Origin of the sequence: Marinobacter sp. (assembly GCF_040904845.1) — a bacterium.
GTDB lineage: Bacteria > Pseudomonadota > Gammaproteobacteria > Pseudomonadales > Oleiphilaceae > Marinobacter.
In genome coordinates, this window is sequence record NZ_JBBDSR010000070.1 from 43,027 (window position 1) to 66,450 (window position 23,424).

Consider the following 23,424-nt stretch of genomic DNA (forward strand, 5'->3'; position numbering starts at 1 on the left):
AACTGATAATACTGGGAACAGTATGGCACGAAGCCAATAACCGATACACATTCACCTGGCACGACAGCACCGGGAGTTAACCTTGCCACTACCACGATTTCTTGACATCGAATACTGCCAGACCGACGACACCGTCTTCCCCACCGCCATGTCCTGGTCGTTGGAGGACGGACGACTGAAAACCGTGGTCATCGCGCCGGACGACAGCTGGATTTCCGAAGACAGCGACCTGGGCGACGTCGACCTGCTCTACCTGGAGGAACAGGGCGTACCAGTGATTGAGCTGGCGCAGGAACTACACCAGGACCTGCCGGACCAGACCGTCTTCACCGATGGCATGGACCCGGACGAGATTCTGGTGGATCTGATCTTCACCGCCGTCAGCATGGAGCCACCGTTCGAAGTGGCTCCGATCACCGAGCTGATCACCACCCTCGACACCGACAGCCTCGAAGACCGCCGCCGCCAACTGCTGTTCGACGAAGGGCTGGAACCCACACTCTCCGAAAACGGCGTCTATGCCCTGCTGCTGCTCGCGCGGGAAGAAGGCCTGCTGGAAGACTGAGGGAAGTGTGACGCGGGTCGACGTAACAGACCGTTACAGAAGGCAGAATCTGCCCGTACCCGCAATCGTCAGGAAAGCCCATAACAATGAACAAGGTGTTGCGACATACCCTGCCGGCAGTCCTGCTGCCCATCGCACTGTTTATTAGTGCCGACCTGGCCGCAGCGGGAGAGAAGGCCCGTGAAGACATGCATTACATCGGCCTGTACGCCACCACCCTGAACCATCGCAGCATCGGCGAAATTTCCAATGAAGCCGCGTGGGGCCAAGTGGGCACTCTGGTGATCGGCGGCCACATCAGCGACCTGTTCCACGCCGAAGTGCGTGCCGGTGGTGGGTACAAAGACGCCAAAACCGGCGACCTGACCCTCTCCATCGACTACTTCGCCAGTTGGTACATCGGCCTGCATTACCCCATCACCCACTACGCCAACGTATACGCCCAGACCGGTTTTTCCCACATCAGCGGAGAAGCAGAGCTGGCCAACTTCGATGGCGATGGCAACGGCCAGTTCCGGGCGCTCGACGGCGACTTCCCCGACAGCAGCTTCAGCATCAGCTGGCTGGCCGGTCTCGACTTCGAAGTGATCGACAATGGTTATCTGGTGTTTGAGGGTGGCCGGCTGTTCAAAGACACCGGCTCTGGGGTGAACACCTTCCAGTTTTCCGGCGGTGTCAGGTATGAATTCTAGTAGGTCGGATTAGCGGAAGCGTAATCCGACAAGATATTTTGCAACATCATTTGGCATGGGTTAGGTGTCGGATTGGTTGGATGTCGGATTACGCTTCGCTAATCCGACCTACGAAGGGTACGAAGGGTACGAAGGGTAAAAGATAGCAGAGAGCTCTGAGAGGCCGGGTGTGGCCCTCCCCCGGGATTGTCGGAGGCCATGGATGGCCGGAGATCAAGCGCACATGGATGTGCTCGTAGCGTATCCCGGGGGAGGGCCACACCTGGCCTGTGCTCCAAAACATCAAATCCGGTGGCGGATATGAAAGCACCGGTGAATCCGCGCATTGCGCTGGAAATCCTTGTCGAGGGTATCCCGCGACACCTCCTCAATGGCGAACTCCTGCTCCAGCGCCTCATCTAGCTTGAAGCGCCGGAAATTGTTCGAGAAAATCAGCAGCCCTTCGGACGTCAGCCGCTGCATCGCCTGGCGCACCAGCTTGCCGTGATCCTTCTGAATATCCAGCACCCCGGCCATGCGGGCCGAATTCGAGAAGGTCGGCGGGTCCATAAAGATCAGATCAAACCGCTGGTCCGGTGACGGCTTCGCCGCCAGCCACGCCAGACAATCCGCCTGCTCCACCAGATGATGGCGTGCATCTGCCCGATTCAGCGCCAGATTGTCCTGCGCCCAGTTCACATAGGTCTTCGACATATCCAGGCTCAGCGACCGGGCGGCCCCTCCCACCGCCGCGTGCACCGTCGCTGCCCCGGTGTAACAGAACAGATTCAGGAACCGCTTGCCAGCGGCATGCTGCTGAATCCAGTGGCGGACCGGGCGATGATCCAGAAACAGCCCGGTATCCAGATAATCCTTGAGGTTCACCTTCAACACACAGCCGTGCTCGTGAACGTTGAAAAACTCACCACTGGCCGCCTGCTTCTCGTACTGGGACGTGCCCGTCTGACGCTGGCGCTGTTTGCACACCATCGCGTCCCGCTCAATACCCAGAGCGTCCGGAATCACTGCCATGGCCTCCGCCAGCCGCTCACGCGCAGCGCGCGCATCGACCGACTTGGGTGCAGCGTATTCCTGCACATGCACCAACCCGTCATACACATCAATCGCCAACGCAAATTCCGGCATATCCGCGTCATACAACCGATAGCACTCTATGCCCTGCTTGCGGGCCCACTGCCCTATGGCCTTCTGATTTTTCTTCAGCCTGTTAGCAAGCATGGCCGCCCGCTCCGCATTGGCAATGCGGGGCTGAACCTCACCCGGTATACCGGGCTCCCGGGGCGTCATGGCGCTGACGTCATCCACTGAGAACAGGAGCAACTGGGCTGGCAGCTTGGCGTTGAACAGGTTGTACTGTTTGTAACTGCGCAGCCCGATGGATTTGCCGAACTCCGGCGCGCCGGTGAACACGCCCAGACGCCACCCCGGAACCGCCGCTTTCACGGCGTCACCCAGGGAACGATACAGCGCCCCCAGTTCCTTGCGTTCACTCAACCGCTCGCCGTACGGCGGATTGGTCAACACCAGCCCCTGTTCAGCCCATTCACCCTCGAGCGTCAGTTGCTCAACAGCCCGGCACTCCACATGCACCAACCCGTCCAGGCCCGCGCGCTGAATGTTCTTCCAGGCAGTGGCAATCACCCGGCTGTCCTGATCGTATCCGGCAACCCGCGGCTGCTGACCCTGCTTGCCTTCATGGGCGCGGCGCTCAGCTTCCTGACGCAGTTGCAGCCACAATTCCGGCTGATGGCCAGGCCAGGTTTCAAACCCAAACCGATCGGTGTTTCGTCCGGGGGCGATGTCCAGCGCCATCAGGGCCGCTTCGACCGCCAACGTGCCTGAGCCGCACATCGGATCAATAAAATCGCCGCCGGCCTTCGCAATCTCGGGCCACCCGCCTCGCAGCAGCAGTGCCGCCGCCAGGTTTTCCTTGAGCGGCGCTATGCCCTTGTCGGTGCGATAGCCTCGCATGTGAAGGCTGTGACCACTCAAATCCAGCCCAAGAGACAGTCGGCCCCGGTTCAGCCGCGCGGAAATCATGACATCCGGCGTTTTGGCGTCGACCGATGGCCGTTGCCCGGTCCCCGAACGCATACGGTCGACAATGCCATCCTTGACCCGCTGGGCACCGTACTGAGTGTTGCGAATCGCCTCGTTCTGACCCAGGAACAGGACACGGAAACTGCCGTTGGCGGGAATGTGCTGTTGCCAGTCCAGGTGCACGACACCGTCGTAAAGCTCGTCGCCACTGATGGCACCGACTTCGTCGATATGAAGGATGACCCGGTTCGCCAGCCGTGACCACAAACACGCCCGGTAACCACTTTCCAGCGGCCCCTCTGCCCACACGCCCGCAGGCGCATTCCGCACCGGCTCCATGCCGAAGGTGCGAAGTTCATCCGCCAGAAGGTATTCAACACCCTTTGGACAGGTTACGAAAAAGACAGAATCAGACAAGTTCTACTCCCGGAATAAACGACATTCGGCTAACTGCATGGTATGGCGCATTTTCTCATGAAAGGCGCGCTTTCGTTATGTCACACAACTATAAGAGAAGCTTCATATAGATGAAATAATTAGTGTACATCGGCGCGAGGTTCGAACTACCTTGTAAGTGACGCGTCGTTCGGGAGAACCGAAAAGGTTCTCCGTTAACAGGATCCTGACTGCTCTGGCCGGAGCTGGCAATAGTGGAAAGTCCCGGAGGGACTCCAACTGCCTGGGCCACTGCAGAAGTGTACACGCTTGTTCTGTTAATCCATCAGTGAGGAACGGCATGAAAAGACAGAAAAGAGATATGTACGCTCGTGCATTCAAACGGGGTTATCTGGCCGGTGTGTCCGGCAAATCCAAAGACAGCTGCCCGTTGGAACAGGCTGAAGCCCACCAGGAGTGGGTAAACGGGTGGCGCGAAGGCCGCACAGATCAATGGGAGGGCATGACCGGCGTATCCGGCATCCACAGACTGGCAAACGTCACGGCGTGACGTCCATGACCCCCGATCTTTAGTCTGATCTTTTATACACACAATTTGACGCAGTACACAGAGCAACCAAAACGGGTCCTCCCGACCCGTACCATGCGATGAAACGCCACGGGGTTCGTTCCCCGCACGGGCCCGCTTAGCGGGCCCATTTTCGTTTATGCCTGCGACAACTGGCGAATCGCTTCCACCGCCTCTTTAATCAATGCCGGGCCACGATAGATAAATCCGGTATAGACCTGAACCAATTTTGCACCCGCCTGAATCTTCTCGGCCGCGCTGGCACCGTCCACAATGCCACCCACGCCAATAATCGGCAGATCCTCACCCAATTCCGCATAGAGGCCACGAATGAGTCTCAGGGACGGCTCACGCACCGGTGCGCCGCTCAACCCTCCAGCCTCGTTCGCGTGGGCATGGCCTTGCACCGCATCGCGGCTGATGGTGGTGTTGGTGGCAATGACGCCGTCGAGCCCGGAATCCCGCAGCGCGTGTGCGACAAAGCGGATGCCTTCGTCGGCCATATCCGGGGCAATCTTGACGGCGATCGGAACGTAGCGGGAATGGAGCCCTTCGCATTCGACCTGCTGGTGCTTGATGGCCTCGAGCAGACGTTTGAGGGAGTCGCCGAACTGAAGGTCCCGCAGCCCAGGCGTATTGGGCGATGACACATTCACGGTAATGTAGTCCGCCCGGGAATAAACCGCCGCGATGCCTTTGCGGTAGTCTGACTCCGATTCTTCGTTTGGCGTATCCTTGTTTTTGCCTACGTTGATACCGAGGATTCCCCGGTACTGGCGCTTGTCGACCTGCGCGATCAGATGGTCCAGACCCTCATTGTTAAACCCCATTCGATTAATGATGGCCTGGTGTTCTGGCAAGCGGAACATTCGCGGTTTCGGGTTGCCGGGCTGAGCCCGCGGTGTCACGGTGCCAACTTCAATAAACCCGAACCCCAGCGCACCCAGCGCACCCAGGTGATCCGCGTTTTTATCCAGCCCTGCAGCCAGCCCCACGGGGTTTGGAAAGTCCAGACCCATAACATTCACCGGGCATGCCTCTATTCTCGGCGAGCAGGCCTTTAGCACACCGAGGCGGTTAGCCAGGTCGAGCCCCGACAAAGCGAGGGCGTGTGCCTGCTCAGGGGGCAACCGAAACAACAGGTGGCGAATAGCACCGTACATGGAAAGAAACTCCTTGCCTTTGAGTGCCGCGGAGTATACCGGAAGTTGTCCACAGCATCTTCCAACTTACTCATTTAACCCGCAAACCCGCGTCATGTGGACGTCTCGTAAGCTTTTCCACGGAATCTGTGGATAAACCTGTGCAAAATCGCGGGGCAACGGTTCCCATCCCTTGATAACTGCGCCAGCCTACAGATTGATCATTTTTTGATCAGCTATTTTTATGTTTAATTTCAATGATTTATAAAATATTTCCTAATTGGGCCAATGCGCCCTCACACGATGTTACGGTTTCACTGTTTTGTCACGATGTGCATAAATTACACAGAAGTACCACTTTTTGCTCTGTGGCCAATCAGGTCGCGATTTGTCGTTATAATGGCGGTGAAATTGCCAAGGAAGCTTCGCATGTCACAACCACCGAGTTCGTCAGTCCGTCACGGTACCGGACTGGACGCCGAGCGTCAGGCCGCAACACATGTCACCATAATAGGCATGTTACTGGATGCCGCTCTGGGTGTCATTAAAGTCATCGCCGGTGCACTTTTTCATTCCCAGGCGCTGCTCGTCGACGGCATTCACTCGTTCACAGACGTCGCCTCGGACTTTGTGGTACTCGGCGTTATGCGTGCGTCCCGCCGGGCCCCGGATCAGAATCATCCCTACGGCCACCAGCGAATTGAGACCATGGGGACCATGGTGCTCGGTAGCATACTGATCGCCGTTGGTGCGGCTCTGGCCTGGGATAATATTCTGCGGCTGATGGCCGGTGCCGGTCACCAGCTACCGGGCTGGCCCGTTCTGGTTGCAGCGGCCGCTTCGGTAATCGGAAAAGAGTGGATCTACCGCTATACCCGGCGAGTGGGAGAATCCATTCGCTCCGAACTGATCATTGCCAATGCCTGGCACAGCCGCACAGACGCTTTCTCGTCGGTGATTGTGCTGTTTTCCACCCTCGGCGCAATGGCGGGCTTTATCGTGCTCGATATCCTGGCGGCCGTGGTCATTGCAGGCATTGTGATTCACATTGGCTGGAAATTCACCTGGAGCGCCGTCAAGGAACTGGTGGATACCGGCCTGTCACCGGAAGACACCGACAGGCTGAAAGCCATTGCCCGTGACACCGAGGGCGTGCGCAACGTTCACGAGTTGCGCAGCCGCCGGATGGGCCACGACATCCTCCTGGATGTCCATCTGGTGGTAAGGCCTGAAATCAGCGTATCCGAAGGCCATCAGATTGGTATGCGGGTCGTGACCGGTATGCGGGATGTGCTGGACAACATCCTCGACATCAACTTCCACATTGACGCGGAAAACGACGAGAGCCACACCCAGACGTCTGAGCAACTGCCGTCCAGGGAAGACATTCACGGGTTGCTTGTGGAACACCTCGGCGAACTGCCGCCCCACACCCGAATGCACCTGCACTACCTCCGCAACAAGGTTTACATGGAGCTGTTTTTTGACTCGCCGGCCGATACACCCGCGTTCAACAGTTCCGACCTTAGCAGACAATTCGCAGGCTACCCCTGGTTCGGCAGCTTGCGGGTGTGGTCAGCCAACCCTTAACGGCGGCGATTGTCTTCCATGCGGGAGAGGAACTCCTGCATGATGAGGGTGTACAGCTCGCCCCCCAGAAAACGGTCCTCCACGCCAGCGTCAATACTCGGGTTGTCGTTCACTTCAATGACCGCCACGCGGTTGCCCGACTGTTTGATATCCACGCCATACAGGCCGTTGCCAATCAACCGGGTGGCATTCAGCGCCGCCTGAATCACATTTCGCGGTACCTCGTAGGTGGGCATGGTTTCGAAGCCGCCGCTGCCCACCTCCGCACCACCATGCTGATAAATCTGCCAGTGGCCTTTCACCATGTAATATTTACACGCGTAGATGGCCCGGCCACCCAGCACGCCGATTCGCCAGTCATAATCGGTATACAAATACTCCTGAGCGAGCACCAGCGCGGACTGTTTGAACAGTTCCTTTAATCCGGCTTTCAGGGATTTTTCATCCTCGGCCTTGTTGACCCCACGGGAGAACGCACCATCGGGAATCTTGATCACCGCCGGAAAGCCCAGTTCGCGGATTACCTGCTCTGAGGCATCCTTCTGATCCTTAGACAGAATCAGGGTCCTCGGTGTCGGTACTTTGTTGTTTTTCAGCAGATCCGCGAGAAACACTTTATTGGTGCAGCGCAGGATGGAAACCGGATCATCGATCACCACCATGCCCTCCGCTGCAGCCTTGCGGGCAAACCGGTAGGTGTGATGATCAATGGCCGTCGTTTCGCGAATAAACAGCCCGTCGTATTCCGGCAGGCGCATGTAATCGCGGCGGGTAATCTGCTCTACGTTGATGCCCAGCTTCCGCCCGGCTTTCTCGAACCGGCTGAGGGCGATCTTGTCACTGGGCGGCATTTCCTCTTCCGGATTGACCAGCACTGCCAGGTCGAAGCGGTAGCGGCGACGGGTGCGGGGCTTGCGCCACACCATGCTGCTGAACCGATCAAAGGCAGCGGCAAAAACATCCTGCTCTTTTTCGTTGAGATCCGCCGGTGCGGCCGGCTTCATGGACGCTATCTGCCAGGTCTTCCGGCGCTTGAAGACCACCTCCAGAATCGGGCAGGGAAAGCGTTCAAACAGCGCGCGGGCAACCGGCTTCAGATCCGCATGGCTGGCCTGGCCGAAAAAGGTGCGGATGCGCACTTCGTGAGTGGCATTGCGGTCGTCACTGGCCGGGTCAATTTCAGAACCGGCGGCCTCCAGCCAGGTCATGACACTGGCATCCAGCTCTTCAAGCTCAAGAGAGAACAGCCCTTTGCGACTCAGGTCATTCAGGGTCATCACCGATGGCACCACATGATGCCCCCGCGCTTCGGCAAGCAGGGAACAGTAATACCCGCGGCTCAGATACTTCGCACTCTGGCACAGGTTGATCACCCGCACCCGGCTCGCCGCTGGGGCCGAAAACTGAAGATACTGATCAAAAGTAAGCACGTCTTCGCTGGGGTAATAAGGTGCCCAGTCTTTGGCGCGATCCACGACGATAAGCAAACGGGACATGCAGGTCCTCCCTGAGGATAAATCCGCTCGATTGCCGGCAACAATACGCCCGCCCCCACAAGCGCACAATGCTTTGAAGATGCGTGCTTTTACGCATGATGGCGCTATTTGCGCTTGCCCGACTCTCTACCATAATAGCGTGATACGGGAAGCCTGCGAGCCGCCCCGACCACGATGTACCAAGGCACGTATTTATGTCCGATGTCACCCTTCGCCAAGCGAGCAGCCGCGATCTTGACGCACTGATGGAACTGGAGAACCGCAGTTTCCGCGACGACAGGATTTCCCGCCGCAGCTTCCGTCGTTTCCTGGACATGCCCCGGGATCGTCTGGTGGTCGCGGAACTGAACAACCAGCTCATCGGCTATTGCCTGGTACTGATGAACGCCGCCACCAGGCTAGCGCGGATCTATTCCCTTGCGGTGTCACCGACGGCTCGTGGTCGCGGCGTTGGCGAAATGCTCATTCGGGAAGCCGAGAAAGAGGCGGCTGAGGCCGACCGCATCGTTATGCGCCTGGAGGTGCGTGACGACAACGCAGCTGCAATCAACCTCTACAAACGGCTGGGGTACCGACAATTCGGCACCTATCGAGATTATTACGAAGACCACGGTGACGCCTTACGCTTTGAACGCCGGATTCTGTTTTACGAACCGTCCCGCGAGTTTCCGAAAGTGCCCTATTACCCGCAGACCACGGAATTTTCCTGTGGCCCGGCCGCGCTGATCATGGCGATGGCTACTCTGGACGAGAAACAGCCAGTCACCACCCTGGAGGAACTGAAGATCTGGCGCGAGGCCACCACCATTTTCATGTTGGCCGGTCATGGCGGCTGCGGCCCTCACGGCCTGGCACTGTCAGCGTGGCACCGGGGTTTTCACGCCAGCGCCTGGATCAGCAAGGAAGGTGCGCTGTTCAAGGACACGGTGAGAAACGACGACAAGAAGCGGGTTCTGGAGCTGGTGCATGAAGGGTTCCTGCACGATATCGGGCAGACCGGCATCGCCATCCACCACGATCCACTGACCCTTGCAGGCATGGAATCAGCGCTGCATGAAGGCCACGTGCCGGTGATCCTGATCAGCACCTGGCAGCTCAACCGCAGCCGGGTGCCGCACTGGGTCACTGTGTGTGCCATCGATGACCAGTTCGTCTACCTGCACGATCCGGAGATCGATGTGCACGCCGGCGAAACCATGGCCGACAAGCAATACCTGCCGATCGATCGCCGGGTGTTCGACAGGATGTCGCGCTACGGCAGTAACCAGCCACTGCAGGCCGCGGTCATTGTCGGACCGCGACGTTAATACAGCTAGCCGGTTCGCAATGCCGCTTCCTTCAGTTCGGCGATGTCGTCCCGCAGGCGGGCGGCTTTCTCGAAATCCAGCTCGGACGCCGCCTTGTACATATCGTCCTCCAGGCGCGCCATCTCCTTGAGCACCTCCTGCGGAGACTTGTTGCCCGTTCTGGCCCGATACTTCTCGGCCTCTTCGGCCGCTTTCTGCCCCGGGCGCTCAGCCTTGCGGCGACCCCGGCCACCGCTACCGGCTCCCTCCATAATATCAGCGACCTTCTTATTCAGGCCCTTGGGGGTAATACCATGCTCCTCATTGTGCGCCGCCTGTTTCGCCCGGCGTCGGGCCGTCTCGTCAATGGCCCGCTGCATGGAGCCGGTGATCCGGTCGCCGTAGAGTATGGCTTTGCCATTCAGGTTACGGGCTGCCCGACCAATGGTCTGGATCAATGAACGCTCGGAGCGCAGGAAACCCTCCTTATCCGCATCCAGAATACACACCAGTGAGACCTCGGGCATATCCAGCCCTTCCCGCAGCAGGTTAATACCCACCAACACATCGAATTCACCCCGGCGGAGGTCACGGATGATTTCAACCCGCTCAACGGTGTCGATATCGGAGTGCAGGTAACGCACTTTTATATCGTGTTCCATCAGGAAGTCGGTCAGATCTTCCGCCATGCGTTTGGTGAGTGTGGTCACCAGCACCCGTTCTTTGACTTTCACCCGGGAATGGATCTCGGAGAGCAGGTCATCCACTTGGGTCGAGGCGGGCCGCACTTCGATTGCCGGGTCCAGCAGCCCGGTCGGGCGGACCACCTGCTCAACCACCTGCCCGGTATGCTCGGCCTCGTAGTTGCCAGGCGTGGCGGAGACAAAGATCATCTGCGGCGCTATCCGCTCCCACTCATCAAAACGCATGGGCCGGTTGTCGAGCGCTGACGGCAGGCGGAAGCCATACTCCACCAGGGTTTCTTTGCGCGACCGGTCGCCTTTGTACATGGCACCGATCTGAGAGACGGTCACGTGGGATTCATCCACCACCAGCAGCGCGTTGGGTGGCAGGTAATCAAACAGCGTCGGCGGTGCTGCGCCGGGACGCCGGCCAGAAAGGTACCGGGAGTAGTTCTCAATGCCATTGCAGTAGCCCAGCTCCAGCATCATCTCGATGTCGTAGCGGGTGCGCTCTTCCAGGCGCTGGGCTTCGACCAGACGGTTGTTGTCACGCAACTGTTGCAAGCGGCCGTCCAGCTCAACCTTGATGTGTTCAACGGCATCCAGCACGGTTTGTAGGGGCGTGACGTAGTGGGATTTCGGGTATACGGTCACCCGCGGTACGCGGCGCAGAACCTCCCCGGTGAGCGGGTCGAAGTAACTGAGGTTTTCCACCTCGTCGTCGAACAGCTCGATGCGGATGGCTTCCTTTTCGGATTCCGCCGGAAACACGTCAATCACATCGCCGCGAACACGGTAGTTGGCCCGGTGAAACTCGATGTCGTTGCGGGTGTACTGCAGCTCCGCCAATCGCTGCAGAATGTAGCGCTGATCGATCTGGTCACCCCGATCCAGATGCAGCATCATTTTCAGGTAGGACTGGGGATCCCCCAGGCCATATATCGACGACACCGTCGCCACAATGATGGCGTCTGGCCGCTCCAGCAGCGCCTTGGTGGCCGACAACCGCATCTGTTCAATATGCTCGTTGATGGACGCATCTTTTTCGATGAACGTGTCCGACGACGGTACGTAGGCCTCAGGCTGGTAATAGTCGTAGTAGGACACAAAGTATTCCACGGCGTTGTCCGGAAAGAACTCCCGGAACTCACCATACAACTGCGCGGCCAGCGTCTTGTTGTGGGCCATGACAAGGGTGGGCCGCTGCACCTGCTGGATAACATTGGCGACGGTGAACGTCTTACCGGACCCGGTCACCCCCAGCAAGGTCTGGTGCGCAAGACCGGACTGGATACCGTCCACCAGCTCCTCAATCGCCTTGGGCTGGTCGCCCGCTGGCTGGAACGGGGAATCGACCTTGAACGCGCCGTCTTTCATCAGCGCGCCAGTTTCTGAAGTAGCCATAATTGGCAGCCAACCTCCGGTAAAGGGTTCGGAATTTCAATCGTCGCAGTTTACAGAGAAATTTATCGTTACGCTGGCTTCATGGTACCATCACTGCAATCAATGACCGCCCGCAAATCCACCAGAACCACGGGGTGCCGGCGTGTTGCAGCCCTATCAGATGCAGCTTTAAGGAGCGCAAGTTTGGACCTTCAACTTTCCAGCCGAGTACAGGCAATCAAGCCCTCTCCCACCCTCGCTGTCACCAACAAAGCAGCCGAGTTGCGCGCTGCAGGCCAGGACATCATCGGCCTCGGTGCTGGCGAGCCAGACTTCGACACCCCGGATCACATCAAGCAGGCAGCCATTGAAGCCATCAACAACGGCCAGACCAAGTACACCGCCGTGGATGGTACGCCCGCGTTGAAAAAGGCGATCATTGCGAAGTTCAAACGGGACAACGGCCTGGATTACGAAGCCAACCAGGTATTAGTCAGCAGTGGTGGCAAACAGAGCTTTTTCAACCTTGCACTGGCCACTCTGAACCCGGGTGACGAAGCCATCATCCCGGCACCATACTGGGTGTCCTACCCGGACATGGTGCTGGTGGCAGAAGGCAAACCGGTAGTCATCGAAACCACCGCCGCCACCCGTTTCAAGATCACTGCAGAGCAGCTGGAAAACGCCATCACCGAGCGCAGCCGCCTGTTCGTGATCAACAGCCCGTCCAACCCCAGCGGCATGGCGTACACACTCGAAGAGCTGCAGGCCATTGGCGAAGTGCTGAAAAAGCACCCGCAAATCATGATCGCCACCGACGACATGTATGAGCCGATCCTGTGGACTGGAAAGCCGTTCTGTAACATCCTCAACGCCACACCGGAGCTTTACGACCGCACCTTCGTGCTGAACGGCGTGTCCAAAGCCTACTCCATGACAGGATGGCGTATCGGCTACGCCGCCGGGCCGGCGAAAATCATCGGGGCGATGAAGAAGATCCAGTCCCAGAGCACGTCCAACCCGGCCTCCATCTCCCAGGCCGCTGCCGTGGCCGCCCTGGAAGGGTCACAGGACTGCGTCGGCGAAATGGTCACTGCCTTCAAGGAGCGTCATGACTGGCTGGTCGAGGCGCTGAACAAGTTGCCAGGCGTAGAGTGCCTGAACGGCGACGGCACGTTTTACGTGTTCCCCAGCTTTCAGGCCGCCATTGATGCCGACAGCGATGTCAGCAATGATGTCGAGTTTGCCGAAAAGCTGCTCACCGAAGCCGGCGTCGCCCTAGTCCCTGGCTCCGCTTTTGGCAGCCCAGGCCATATGCGCCTGAGCTTTGCGACCAGCATGGATAACCTGAAAAAAGCCATCGAACGGTTGCAAAAAGCCCTCGGCTAAATTTCTTAGCCAGGGGTTGACGGGGCGGTATAGTCACCTTAATATACGCGCCTCGTCACATGACGACGTTCCCCGATAGCTCAGTTGGTAGAGCAACGGACTGTTAATCCGTTTGTCCCTGGTTCGAGCCCAGGTCGGGGAGCCACTATTTTGAAAGCCCGCTAATTCTTTGAGTTAGCGGGCTTTTTTCGTTTTTGGCTTTGGTGTTTTTTCTGCGTGGATTGGAGAATGATGGCCAAGTCCTGCCCTAGCCTGCTTGCTTGGCGGGATGGGTGTGGGTGGAGCCCCCTCCTTCGGACTTAGTGCGATAGTCACAAACGTAGGTCGGATTAGGCGCAGCCGTAATCCGACAAAATTGAACGCATGTTGGGTGGTAAACGTTTTGTCGGATTACGCTTCGCTAATCCGACCTACGCTTTTCAGGCTTTCGAACCGACTATGTCACCGCTGCACACCAGGCGAGGATGTAAGCCCTCCCCCTCAGTTGAAAGGCTAGGGCCAGCATCAGCCGCGACGCACCAAAGCTAGACCGAAAGCACTTCTGCGTGGATCGCCTCCAACGCCGCCAACGGATCAGCCGCCTGAGTAATAGGACGCCCGATAACCAGGTAATCGGACCCGGCCTTAAGGGCATCCGCAGGGGTCATAATGCGCTGCTGATCACCTTTATCGGCGGTCAGTGGGCGAATTCCCGGGGTGATCAGTTTGAAGTCGGTACCCTGCTCTGCTTTCAGTTTTGGTGCTTCCTGGGCGGAACAGACGACGCCGTCCAGGCCGCAGTTTTTTGTCAGGGTTGCCAGCCGGGACACCTGGGCTTCCGGGCTTTCAGAGATACCGATGCCCGCCAGGTCATCGGCGGACATGCTGGTCAGTACCGTGACGGCAATCAGCAAAGGCCGGTCCGCGCCAAAGGCTTCCAGGCGCTCGCGGCAGGCCAGCATCATGTTTTCACCGCCTGAGGCGTGAACGTTGACCATCCAGACGCCCAGGTCCGCGGCGGCCGCCACCGCCGCTGAGGTGGTGTTGGGGATATCGTGGAACTTCAGGTCCAGAAACACTTCGAAGCCGCGATTCTGCAGGCTGCGCACAAGGGCCGGGCCGGAGCGGGTGAAGAGCTCTTTGCCAACTTTCAGCCGGCATTTTCCGGGGTCCAGTTGGTCGACCAGCGCTAGCGCCAGATCCTCTGAGGGGAAATCCAGGGCAACGATGATCTTCGGGTCATGTTTGGTTTGCACGGTCAGGTCCTTCGTTATTCGGCCTCAACACCCTGAATCGGGCGTACGGTTTCCCATTGTTTGCAGCTTGGGCATAGCCAGTGTAATTGTCTGCCGGAGAAACCGCAGCTCACGCAGCGATAGACCGGCCGGTTGGCGAGAATCAGATGGCCGATACGGCTGACCAGGCGGCCTTCGTCGGAGGTCATGCCTTTTTCATAGCCGGCCATTTCCACCAGCCGTAATAGACCCCGGACACTTGGCCGCACCTCGAGTTCACGGCGCAACAGCTCAATGGCCGCTGGCCGTCCGGATGCGCGCTCCACGGATTCCACCAGGGCCAGCAGCAAACTGGTATTTGGCCAGGTTTCATACAATTTACGAAGCTTCTTGGAAAGCCGGCCGATGTCACCATGCTCATGCTCGAGCTTCATTAACCGATCCACTGCTTCAGAGCCAAACTCCGGGTTCTGGTCAAATACTTTGAAGCTCTGGTTGGTGGCTTCCTTGAAATTGCCCTGGCGAACCTGCAGTTTCATCAGAATGAAGGTCGCACGGACACAGGCACCGTCGTACTCCAGCGCTTCTTTCGCCAGTTTCTGGGCACCCCAGCGATCATCGGTCTTAAAGGCTTCGTCTGCGATCTCGCAGGTGATGTACGCCAACACTTTTAGTACAGCCGGGTCGGTCTGGCCATTGGTCAACGTTCTCGCAACCTGGGCGGCCTTTTCCCATTCCTTTTCCTGCTGGTACAGCTCGATCAGCTGTAACGAGGACTTTCGGCCGTACTCCCGATCACCCATCAACTCCTGAAGCAAGGCTTCAGCACGATCAAGAAGCCCTGCATTCAGATAGTCGAGGGCCAGCTCAAACGTCACTTGCGGGGAGTATCGGGGGGGAAGTTCTGGGCGCGCCAGAAGGTTCTGATGAATCAGGATGGCGCGGTCGGTTTCGCCCTTATGACGAAAATGGGCACCGACAGAAAGATGGAGGCTAACGGTGTCACGATTGACCGCCAGAGACTGGACGAAATTTTCAACCGCCTGATCGGAGTAGTTGGTAAACAAAAACTGAAGGCGGTCTTTGACGGAGTCTTCATCAGCGATGATTTTTTTTGAGCGCCGGCCAGAGCTGCCGAGGCGCCCGGCAAACCAACCGGCCGCGACAGCGACGGTCAGAAGCAGCCACTGAAGCACTATTTCCATCAAAGTGTCCGGTCGTTCTCGGCCCTGGATTTCTCCAATGCCTGCTCGGTACGGGCAAGCTGTTTCTGAAGGTGTCGGCGGGAAACAGATGTGCGGAATGTCGCCAGCATGGTGATCAGCACACCCACCAGAGCGCCCAGCACAAAAGACAGGACAATCCAGATAGCGACCCCGTGGGGTTGAGTTTCAAACACCAGAAAATTCAGCGATACCGCCATCTGGTTGTTGAGGGAAAAGACCAGCGCCACCAGGACCAAAAACAACACAAACAGAATGATTAGAACTTTCTGCAACCCTGCCATCGCTGTCTTGCTCCCTACGGGACGGTCAAATAAACCCCGGTCAGTGTAATGCGCTATGAGAACTGATCAGAACCCTTTTTTCAGGCTGTCATTCACTTGTTCGCGCAGTTCCTTGCCTGGCTTGAAATGCGGTACAAACTTGGCGGGCAACTGAACTGCCTCGCCGGTCTTTGGGTTTCGGCCCGTTCTCGCTGCACGATGATGCAGGGAAAAGCTGCCGAATCCACGAATTTCGATTCGCTGCCCACTCGACAGGGACTGCGACATGTGTTCAATCACTGTTTTTACGGCCAACTCCACATCCTTGACGGATAGCTGAGTCTGCTTCGACGCTATCAGCTCAACCAGTTCGGACTTCGTCATGAGGCGTTTCCCTCTTCTTTATTGTTGGATAGCCGGTTACCAGCTCCATGATCCTAGTTTAGCCAAACCAGAAAAAAACACAAAAAAAACGGGCTCTTAGAGCCCGTTTTTTTCGTACCAACCGGAAATTTATTCCTTGTTGGCGTTTTGCTGCTGCATCTGCTCCTTGATGAGATCACCAATGGTGGTCGCACCGGAAGCTGTATCTGCAGTCTTGCTGCGCACGGTTTCAATGGCCTGCTTATCGTCCTCGACGTCTTTGGACTTCACAGACAGATTGATCACGCGGTTTTTGCGATCGATGCTGATGATCTTCGCTTCAACTTCTTCGCCTTCCTTCAGCGCGTTGCGCGCGTCTTCAACGCGGTCACGGCTGATTTCGGAAGCCTTCAGAACAGCTTCAACTTCGTCGTTCAGGGCGATCGTGGCTGCCTTGGCGTCAACGGCGGATACGGTGCCCTTAACGATGGAGCCCTTGTCATTCAGCTGAACAAACTCGGCGAACGGATCGCTTTCCAGCTGCTTGATACCCAGGGAGATACGCTCACGCTCGGGATCAACAGACAGGATAACGGTTTCAACTTCGTCGCCCTTCTTGTATTCGCGGACGGCTTCTTCGCCAGTCTCGTTCCAGCTGATGTCTGACAGGTGAACCAGACCATCGATGCCACCGTCCAGGCCGATGAAGATACCGAAGTCAGTGATTGACTTGATCTTGCCGGAAATACGGTCGCCTTTGTTGAAGTTGCCGGAGAAGTCTTCCCATGGGTTGGATACACACTGCTTGATACCCAGAGAAATACGACGGCGCTCTTCGTCGATGTCCAGAATCATCACGCCCACTTCGTCGCCAACCTGGACAACCTTGGAGGGGTGAATGTTCTTGTTGGTCCAGTCCATTTCGGATACGTGAACCAGGCCTTCAACACCTTCTTCGAGCTCGGCAAAGCAACCGTAGTCGGTCAGGTTGGTGACACGCGCAGTAACCTTGCTGCCTTCCGGATAGCGACCTTTGATATCAACCCAGGGATCTTCGCCCAGCTGCTTCAGGCCGAGAGATACGCGGTTACGCTCACGATCGAACTTGAGAACCTTAACGCTGATTTCATCGCCCACGTTCACGATTTCGCTCGGATGCTTGATGCGCTTCCAGGCCATATCGGTGATGTGCAGCAGGCCGTCAACACCGCCCAGATCTACGAACGCGCCGTAGTCGGTCAGATTCTTGACGATACCCTTGATTTCCATACCTTCGGTCAGGGTTTCCAGCAGAGCTTCACGCTCAGCACTGTTTTCAGCTTCCAGAACGGCGCGGCGGGAAACAACCACGTTGTTACGCTTCTGGTCCAGCTTGATAACCTTGAATTCCAGCTCTTTGTTCTCCAGGTGCGCGGTATCGCGAACCGGACGAACGTCTACCAGTGAGCCTGGCAGGAAGGCACGAATGCCGGCCAGATCAACAGTGAAACCACCTTTGACCTTGCCATTAATAATACCCTTGACCACTTCTTCAGCTTCGAAGGACTTCTCGAGTACCTTCCAGGCTTCAGCTCGCTTAGCCTTCTCGCGCGACAGACGGGTTTCACCGAAACCGTCTTCCACAGCGTCGAGAGCTACATCGACAACGTCGCCAATGGCAACTTCCAACTCGCCTTTTTCGTTCAGGAACTGGGAGGCGGGGATAACGCCTTCGGACTTCAGTCCGGCGTTAACGGTGACCCAGTCGTTGTCGACATCCACTACGGTTCCCTGGACGATGGAACCTGGCTGCATGTCAATTTCTTTTAGGCTTTCTTCAAAAAGATCCGCAAAGCTCTCGCTCATTATGAGTCCTATATGATCAACGCAAGTATGCTCCGTGCTACCAGCAACACGGTCTGTTAGTAGTTTCCGAAGACAGCCTGTGGCTGGCAGGTAACACTGCTCCGGCATTCCAACAACAAAAAGGTGTGGTCAGGCCTGGCCTGCTACGGCCATACACCTGTCCAACACCTCTTTTATGCTCAAACCTGTAGAATCAATGACTTGCGCATCATCCGCCGGTTTGAGCGGGGCTGCAGAGCGATTCATATCCCGCTCATCGCGAACCCGTATCTCTTCTAAAAGGGTGTCAATATTAACATCGACCCCGGCGTCCTTCAACTGGTTGTATCGTCGGCTTGCCCGCTCCTCGGCACTGGCGGTCAAAAATATTTTGACCGGCGCATCCGGGAACACCACCGTGCCCATGTCGCGACCGTCTGCGACCAGCCCCGGCGGCTGCTGGAAATCCCGCTGCCGCTGGAGCAGCGCATCCCGGACCGGCTGGATGACCGCAACCCGAGAGGCGTTGTCCCCCGTGGCTTCGGTGCGGATCTCGACGGTAACATCTTCACCCGCAAGAATCACTTTCACCGGCTCACCGGGCTCAGTCGGCTCAAACGCCACATCAAGGCTGGCGGCAACGGCTACCAGGCCCGCTTCATTATCCAGAGCCACACCCTGCCTGGTCGCTGCCAATGCGGTCAGCCGGTAAAGCGCACCACTGTCCAGCAAGTGCCAGCCCAGTTCCCTGGCCAGCATCTGGGTGATCGTACCTTTACCCGAGCCTCCGGGCCCGTCCACGGTAATGACAGGTGTCATACTGAAGGACATTACTCCCCTCCTTCGGCGCTGATCAGAATACCGGTCTGGCGGGCCAGCGCCACAAAGCCCGGGAACGACGTCGCTACGTTGGCACAGTCGGTCACCTCAATGTCACCCGCTGCACGCAGGGAGGCAACAGCAAAAGCCATGGCTATGCGGTGATCGCCATGGCTGTTGACCTTGCCGCCAACGATGGTCTGGCCGCCTTCAATAATGATGCCGTCAGGGGTAACAGTGGTTTCAACCCCAAGCTCGGCAAGGCCGTCGGCCATGACCTGGATGCGATCACTTTCCTTCACCCGCAGCTCTTCAGCACCCCGCAACACGGTGGTTCCCTGTGCGCAAACCGCAGCAATAAACAACACCGGAAATTCATCAATCGCCAGAGGTACCTGATCTTCCGGGATATCAATGCCCTGAAGCTGTGCAGAGCGTACTTTCAGATCCGCCACCGGCTCACCGCCGATTTCGCGCTCGTCCAGCACGTCGATGTTCGCCCCCATCATTCGGAGGATATTAATGACCCCGACCCGGGTCGGATTCATGCCCACATGACGGAGGGTCAATTCAGAGCCCGGCGCGATGCTTGCGGCCACCAGGAAGAACGCTGCCGATGAGATATCGGCAGGCACGTCAATGGCGGTGGAGGTGAGCTTACCGCCACCTGAAACGCTGGCCGTGGCGCTGTCCCGATGCACATGGTAGCCAAACCCGGCGAGCATCCTCTCGGTATGATCCCGGGTCGGTGCGGGCTCGGTAACCGAAGTCACACCCTCGGCATACAGACCCGCCAGCAACAGGCAGGACTTTACCTGCGCAGAGGCGACCGGCATTTCGTAATGAATACCAGTCAGTGGCTGGGCACCCCGGATTTTCAGGGGCGGCCGGCCACCTTCCGCGGTATCGATGACAGCACCCATCGCTCGCAGCGGATCTGCAATGCGCCCCATGGGCCGCTTGGCCAAACTGCTGTCGCCGGTGAGCTCGGAATCAAACGACTGAGCCGCAAGAAGCCCGGAAAACAGGCGCATGGCCGTACCGGAGTTCCCCAGATACAGCGGCCCACGCGGTGGTTGAAGACCGTTCAGCCCGACCCCGTGTATGCGAACAAAGCCGTCATCCGGCCCCTCGATGGTGACGCCCATATCGCGGAACGCCTGAAGCGTGGCGAGGCTGTCCTCACCTTCGAGAAAGCCTTTCACTTCGGTGACGCCGTCCGCCAGCGCGCCCAGCATAATGGAGCGGTGAGAAATGGACTTGTCACCCGGCACCCGGATATCACCGGTCATGCTGCCACCGGGCTGAAGACGGAACGTTACCTGTTTCTGACTGTTATTTGTCACGTAAGCCTGTCCTGAAAGCATTTTTGAAAAATGTTCCCTCGCCGCTTTGGCACGGCTGAAAACTCTGAGCAGGGTCGCGCTGTCCTGATTGGCAATGGCGGTGCGAAGCTGGTCCAGATCGTGGGTGAAGTGGTCAATGCCTCGCAAAACCGCATCCCGGTTGGACAGGAAGATGTCATGCCACATCACCGGATCGCTGGCGGCAATACGGGTGAAATCGCGAAACCCGCCCGCCGCGTAGCGGAAAATATCCAGGTTCTCGTCCTCACCGGCCAATGTGTCCACCAGCGAAAACGCGATCAGGTGAGGCAAATGGCTGGTCGCCGCCAGCACCTCATCGTGGTAAGCCACGGACATGGTCAGCACCGTGGCACCGCAGCCTTCCCAGAGAGATTTGAGGCGGGCCAGATCACCTGCGTCAACGTCATCCCCTGGCGTCAGGATCACCTTGTGACTGGCGAACAGTTCCGGATTGGCAGCGCGAATGCCACTTTTCTCGGAACCGGCGATGGGGTGTCCGGGAATAACCCGGGGAGACACACCCCCAAAGACGGCGCGAACATCGTTCACAAAGCTGGTTTTGGTGCTGCCAACATCCGTCAATACGGCATCGGCCGACAGGTGCGGTTTCACAGCCTCCAGCACCTCACGGGTGGCGCGAACCGGCACCGCCAGAACCACCAGATCACTGCCCGACACGGCCTCCGCGAGAGACGCTGCCGCTTGGTCAATAACGCCCAGCTCTATACCGAGGGAAAGCTCTTCCTCACGTTTGTCGGTGCCCACCACCGTGCCGGCCAAACCGTTCAGACGCACGGCCTTCGCCAGTGAGCCGCCAATCAGCCCCAGGCCAATAATGGCTACCCGTTTGAACAATGGCTCAACCGTTAACACGGTTATGCTCCCTGCCCTGAACGACCAAGCGTCTTGGCCAGGGCGTTCAGCAGTTTGGTGTTTTCATGTTCCAGCCCGATGGACACCCGCAGATGCCGGGGCATGCCGTATCCGGCAACCGGGCGCACAATGACGCCCTGCTCCAGCAGCGACTGGTAAACCGCCATGGCATTGTCGCCTACATCCACGGCGATAAAGTTTCCCGCAGAAGGAATGAACGACAGATCCAATTCCCGGAAACCGGCTTCCAACTGCACCATGCCGACAGCGATCACTTCACAGGAGCGCTGTAAATAGAGCTCGTCATCGAGCACCGCTGTGGCGGCGGCCAGGGCAACCGTATCGACGTTAAAAGGCTGGCGCACGCGGTTAAGAATGTCGGCGATCTCAGGCGAACTGAGGCTGTAGCCAACACGCAGCGCTGCCAGCCCCCAGGCCTTGGAGAAGGTGCGGCAAACAATCAGATTGGGGAACTGTGACAGCAGCTCAACACCGTCGGCGTAGCCGTCGCCCCGGAGGTATTCACAATAGGCTTCGTCGAGCACCACGAGCACTCGTGCCGGAATTTTTTCCAGGAACGCCACGATGGCATCCGCACCGTGAACCGTACCGGTGGGGTTATTGGGGTTGGCCACAAACACCAGCTTGGTGCGCTCGGTGACCGCCGCCGCCATGGCATCCAGGTCGTGCCCCCAGTCTTTGGCGGGAACAGACACGCCGTTTGCACCAATCGCCTGCGTGACCAGTGGATAGACCGCAAACGCGTACTGGGAGAACACCACCTCGGAATCGGCGTCGGCAAAACAGCGGGCGATCACCTCCAACACGTCGTTGGAGCCGTTGCCGAGGGTAATCTGAGCCATGTCGACGCCAAAACGCGCCGCCAGGGCCTGTTTGAGATCAAAGCCGTTGCCATCGGGGTAGAGGCACAGCTCACTCAATGCCTCACGCGCGGCTGCCATCGCCTGCTCACTGGGGCCAAGCGGATTCTCATTGCTGGCCAGCTTGACGATATCGGCTGGATTCAAACCCAGTTCGCGGGCAAGTTCGGCAATGGGCTTTCCTGGCTGGTAAGGCGACAGCGCCTGAACGCCGCTGACCGCCAGGCTTTGGTAATCAATCGTCATCACACCATCCTGCTAGTCGGCTTATAGAACCCCGATCGGGTAGGAGCCCAACCGTTTCAGTTCCACGGCTTCGTCATCGACTTCCGCCAGCACTTTACGCACCTGATCGCCCTCCATATGACCCTCAAAGTCGATATAGAACACATAGGCCCAGGTGCCGCTGGGCGATGGCCGGGTTTCGATCCGGGTCAGGCTGAGGCCATGGCGGTGGAACGGCTCCAGTAACTGATACAGCGCGCCGGGTTTGTTGCGCATGGACACCAGAATCGAGGACTTGTCGTGGCCACTGGCCGGCACTTCTTCGCGGCCGATGATCAGGAACCGCGTGGTATTGTCCGGGCGATCCTCAATGCTGGCGACCTCTTTCTCAAGGCCGTACAGCTCGGCGGCCATGTCGCCTGCGATGGCGGCTGCGCCGGGCTCTTCCGCCGCACGACGCGCCGCTTCAGCGTTGCTGCTGACGGTAATACGCTCAATCCCGTACCGATGCGTATCAAGCCATTGCCGACACTGGGCAAACGACTGCTGGTGCGAGTAGATCCGGGTAACGTCCTGATCCTTGAAGGCGGGCGACACCAGCAAATGATGATGAATCCGCAACTGCACCTCGCCACAGATTTTCAGGGGCGATGACATGAACATATCGAGAGTGTGGTTGATCATGCCTTCGGTGGAGTTTTCCACCGGCACCACGCCGTAATGAGCCGCGCCGGACTCCACCTCACGGAACACTGCGTCAATCGCAGGCAGCGGCACGCTGACCACGGAATGGCCGAAATGCTTCAATGCTGCGGATTGGGTAAAGGTGCCCACCGGGCCCAGGAAGGCAATGTGCATGGGCTTTTCCAGCGCCAGACAGGCGGACATGATTTCGCGGAACAGCCGCGCCATCTCCTCGCCGGACAGCGGCCCCGGGTTCTGCTCTTTAATACGCCGCAATACCTGAGCTTCCCGTTCGGGACGGTAAAAGAACACATCCTGATCCGGATTGGCGGTGGTTTTCACGTTGGCCACTTCCTGCGCGCAGGTGGCGCGGGCGCTGATCAGTTCCATGATTTTCTGATCCAGCTGATCGATCTCTTCCCTCAGCTCTGCGAGGCGGGTCTGTTCATCGGTCATGA

Annotated in this window: 19 protein-coding genes and 1 tRNA gene; 7 read left to right on the plus strand and 13 right to left on the minus strand. The window is 58.0% G+C overall.

The features are described from left to right. Nucleotides 1-82 precede the first annotated feature (82 nt). Both WD429_RS09370 and WD429_RS09375 read left to right on the plus strand, forming a co-directional pair. Nucleotides 83-565, plus strand: coding sequence for a hypothetical protein (locus tag WD429_RS09370; protein ID WP_368421912.1), 483 nt, complete (start codon nt 83-85; stop codon nt 563-565). Nucleotides 566-651: 86 nt separating this feature from the next. Beyond that, complete coding sequence (locus WD429_RS09375) at nt 652-1,257, plus strand: outer membrane beta-barrel protein (RefSeq protein ID WP_368421913.1); 606 nt, start codon at nt 652-654, stop codon at nt 1,255-1,257. A gap of 282 nt (nt 1,258-1,539) precedes the next feature. On the opposite strand, the gene rlmKL is transcribed toward WD429_RS09375, so the two are convergent. Next, nucleotides 1,540-3,714 carry a bifunctional 23S rRNA (guanine(2069)-N(7))-methyltransferase RlmK/23S rRNA (guanine(2445)-N(2))-methyltransferase RlmL gene (rlmKL, locus tag WD429_RS09380; protein WP_368421914.1) on the minus strand — a complete coding sequence of 725 codons (2,175 nt, stop codon included), beginning with the start codon at nt 3,712-3,714 and terminating at the stop codon, nt 1,540-1,542. A 319-nt stretch (nt 3,715-4,033) separates the two neighbouring features. Between rlmKL and rmf the strand changes: the two genes are divergently transcribed. After that, the gene (gene rmf, locus WD429_RS09385; RefSeq protein WP_368421915.1) at nt 4,034-4,243 is read left to right on the plus strand and encodes a ribosome modulation factor; all 210 of its coding nucleotides are present in this window, start codon (nt 4,034-4,036) and stop codon (nt 4,241-4,243) included. A 155-nt stretch (nt 4,244-4,398) separates the two neighbouring features. On the opposite strand, the gene WD429_RS09390 is transcribed toward rmf, so the two are convergent. Beyond that, complete coding sequence (locus WD429_RS09390; protein WP_368421916.1) at nt 4,399-5,424, minus strand: quinone-dependent dihydroorotate dehydrogenase; 1,026 nt, start codon at nt 5,422-5,424, stop codon at nt 4,399-4,401. Between the two features lie 408 nt (nt 5,425-5,832). Between WD429_RS09390 and WD429_RS09395 the strand changes: the two genes are divergently transcribed. Continuing rightward, on the plus strand, nt 5,833-6,993 hold the full coding sequence (locus WD429_RS09395; protein WP_368421917.1) for a cation diffusion facilitator family transporter: 1,161 nt from the start codon (nt 5,833-5,835) through the stop codon (nt 6,991-6,993). Here WD429_RS09395 and WD429_RS09400 read toward each other — a convergent pair. Beyond that, on the minus strand, nt 6,990-8,489 hold the full coding sequence (locus WD429_RS09400; protein ID WP_368421918.1) for a RimK family protein: 1,500 nt from the start codon (nt 8,487-8,489) through the stop codon (nt 6,990-6,992). The genes WD429_RS09395 and WD429_RS09400 overlap by 4 nt on opposite strands. A gap of 194 nt (nt 8,490-8,683) precedes the next feature. On the opposite strand from WD429_RS09400, the gene rimI reads away from it, so the two are divergent. After that, complete coding sequence (gene rimI, locus WD429_RS09405) at nt 8,684-9,796, plus strand: ribosomal protein S18-alanine N-acetyltransferase (RefSeq protein ID WP_368421919.1); 1,113 nt, start codon at nt 8,684-8,686, stop codon at nt 9,794-9,796. Nucleotides 9,797-9,801: 5 nt separating this feature from the next. Here the strand turns inward: rimI and uvrB are convergent, their stop codons facing one another. Then, entirely contained in the window at nt 9,802-11,862 is a 2,061-nt protein-coding gene (gene uvrB, locus WD429_RS09410; protein WP_368421920.1) for an excinuclease ABC subunit UvrB, read from the minus strand. A 183-nt stretch (nt 11,863-12,045) separates the two neighbouring features. Here uvrB and WD429_RS09415 point away from each other — a divergent pair, with 183 nt between their 5' ends. Both WD429_RS09415 and WD429_RS09420 read left to right on the plus strand, forming a co-directional pair. Then, nucleotides 12,046-13,230, plus strand: coding sequence for a pyridoxal phosphate-dependent aminotransferase (locus tag WD429_RS09415; RefSeq protein WP_368421921.1), 1,185 nt, complete (start codon nt 12,046-12,048; stop codon nt 13,228-13,230). Nucleotides 13,231-13,299: 69 nt separating this feature from the next. Beyond that, nucleotides 13,300-13,375: transfer RNA gene (locus WD429_RS09420), tRNA-Asn, on the plus strand. 379 nt (nt 13,376-13,754) lie between these two features. Here the strand turns inward: WD429_RS09420 and pyrF are convergent. The 9 genes from pyrF to pheA form a co-directional block, all read right to left on the minus strand. After that, nucleotides 13,755-14,465: an orotidine-5'-phosphate decarboxylase gene (gene pyrF, locus WD429_RS09425; RefSeq protein ID WP_368421922.1), complete on the minus strand. Its 711-nt coding sequence runs from the start codon at nt 14,463-14,465 to the stop codon at nt 13,755-13,757. 14 nt (nt 14,466-14,479) lie between these two features. Then, complete coding sequence (gene lapB, locus WD429_RS09430) at nt 14,480-15,649, minus strand: lipopolysaccharide assembly protein LapB (protein WP_368421923.1); 1,170 nt, start codon at nt 15,647-15,649, stop codon at nt 14,480-14,482. Continuing rightward, entirely contained in the window at nt 15,649-15,951 is a 303-nt protein-coding gene (locus WD429_RS09435; RefSeq protein ID WP_368421924.1) for a LapA family protein, read from the minus strand. The genes lapB and WD429_RS09435 overlap by 1 nt, the downstream gene beginning before the upstream one ends. 66 nt (nt 15,952-16,017) lie before the next feature. Further along, nucleotides 16,018-16,314, minus strand: coding sequence for an integration host factor subunit beta (locus WD429_RS09440; protein ID WP_368421925.1), 297 nt, complete (start codon nt 16,312-16,314; stop codon nt 16,018-16,020). A gap of 129 nt (nt 16,315-16,443) precedes the next feature. After that, entirely contained in the window at nt 16,444-18,138 is a 1,695-nt protein-coding gene (gene rpsA / locus WD429_RS09445) for a 30S ribosomal protein S1 (protein WP_368421926.1), read from the minus strand. A gap of 129 nt (nt 18,139-18,267) precedes the next feature. Continuing rightward, a complete protein-coding gene (gene cmk / locus WD429_RS09450; protein WP_368421927.1) occupies nt 18,268-18,948 on the minus strand; it encodes a (d)CMP kinase in 681 nt (226 codons plus the stop codon). After that, nucleotides 18,948-21,176: a bifunctional prephenate dehydrogenase/3-phosphoshikimate 1-carboxyvinyltransferase gene (locus WD429_RS09455; RefSeq protein ID WP_368421928.1), complete on the minus strand. Its 2,229-nt coding sequence runs from the start codon at nt 21,174-21,176 to the stop codon at nt 18,948-18,950. Before WD429_RS09455 ends, cmk begins: the two co-directional genes overlap by 1 nt. Nucleotides 21,177-21,178: 2 nt before the next feature. Beyond that, entirely contained in the window at nt 21,179-22,303 is a 1,125-nt protein-coding gene (gene hisC / locus WD429_RS09460; protein WP_368421929.1) for a histidinol-phosphate transaminase, read from the minus strand. 21 nt (nt 22,304-22,324) lie between these two features. Further along, on the minus strand, nt 22,325-23,422 hold the full coding sequence (gene pheA, locus WD429_RS09465) for a prephenate dehydratase (RefSeq protein WP_368421930.1): 1,098 nt from the start codon (nt 23,420-23,422) through the stop codon (nt 22,325-22,327). Nucleotides 23,423-23,424 lie beyond the last annotated feature (2 nt).

Bases quoted from the DNA above. Each gene is read 5' to 3' on its own strand.
- WD429_RS09375 (WP_368421913.1), top strand. From the start codon at position 652: ATGAACAAGGTGTTGCGACATACCCTGCCGGCAGTCCTGCTGCCCATC.
- rmf (WP_368421915.1), top strand. From the start codon at position 4,034: ATGAAAAGACAGAAAAGAGATATGTACGCTCGTGCATTCAAACGGGGT.
- WD429_RS09390 (WP_368421916.1), bottom strand. From the start codon at position 5,424: ATGTACGGTGCTATTCGCCACCTGTTGTTTCGGTTGCCCCCTGAGCAG.
- WD429_RS09395 (WP_368421917.1), top strand. From the start codon at position 5,833: ATGTCACAACCACCGAGTTCGTCAGTCCGTCACGGTACCGGACTGGAC.
- WD429_RS09400 (WP_368421918.1), bottom strand. From the start codon at position 8,489: ATGTCCCGTTTGCTTATCGTCGTGGATCGCGCCAAAGACTGGGCACCT.
- rimI (WP_368421919.1), top strand. From the start codon at position 8,684: ATGTCCGATGTCACCCTTCGCCAAGCGAGCAGCCGCGATCTTGACGCA.
- uvrB (WP_368421920.1), bottom strand. From the start codon at position 11,862: ATGGCTACTTCAGAAACTGGCGCGCTGATGAAAGACGGCGCGTTCAAG.
- lapB (WP_368421923.1), bottom strand. From the start codon at position 15,649: ATGGAAATAGTGCTTCAGTGGCTGCTTCTGACCGTCGCTGTCGCGGCC.
- WD429_RS09435 (WP_368421924.1), bottom strand. From the start codon at position 15,951: ATGGCAGGGTTGCAGAAAGTTCTAATCATTCTGTTTGTGTTGTTTTTG.
- WD429_RS09440 (WP_368421925.1), bottom strand. From the start codon at position 16,314: ATGACGAAGTCCGAACTGGTTGAGCTGATAGCGTCGAAGCAGACTCAG.
- rpsA (WP_368421926.1), bottom strand. From the start codon at position 18,138: ATGAGCGAGAGCTTTGCGGATCTTTTTGAAGAAAGCCTAAAAGAAATT.
- cmk (WP_368421927.1), bottom strand. From the start codon at position 18,948: ATGTCCTTCAGTATGACACCTGTCATTACCGTGGACGGGCCCGGAGGC.
- hisC (WP_368421929.1), bottom strand. From the start codon at position 22,303: ATGACGATTGATTACCAAAGCCTGGCGGTCAGCGGCGTTCAGGCGCTG.
- pheA (WP_368421930.1), bottom strand. From the start codon at position 23,422: ATGACCGATGAACAGACCCGCCTCGCAGAGCTGAGGGAAGAGATCGAT.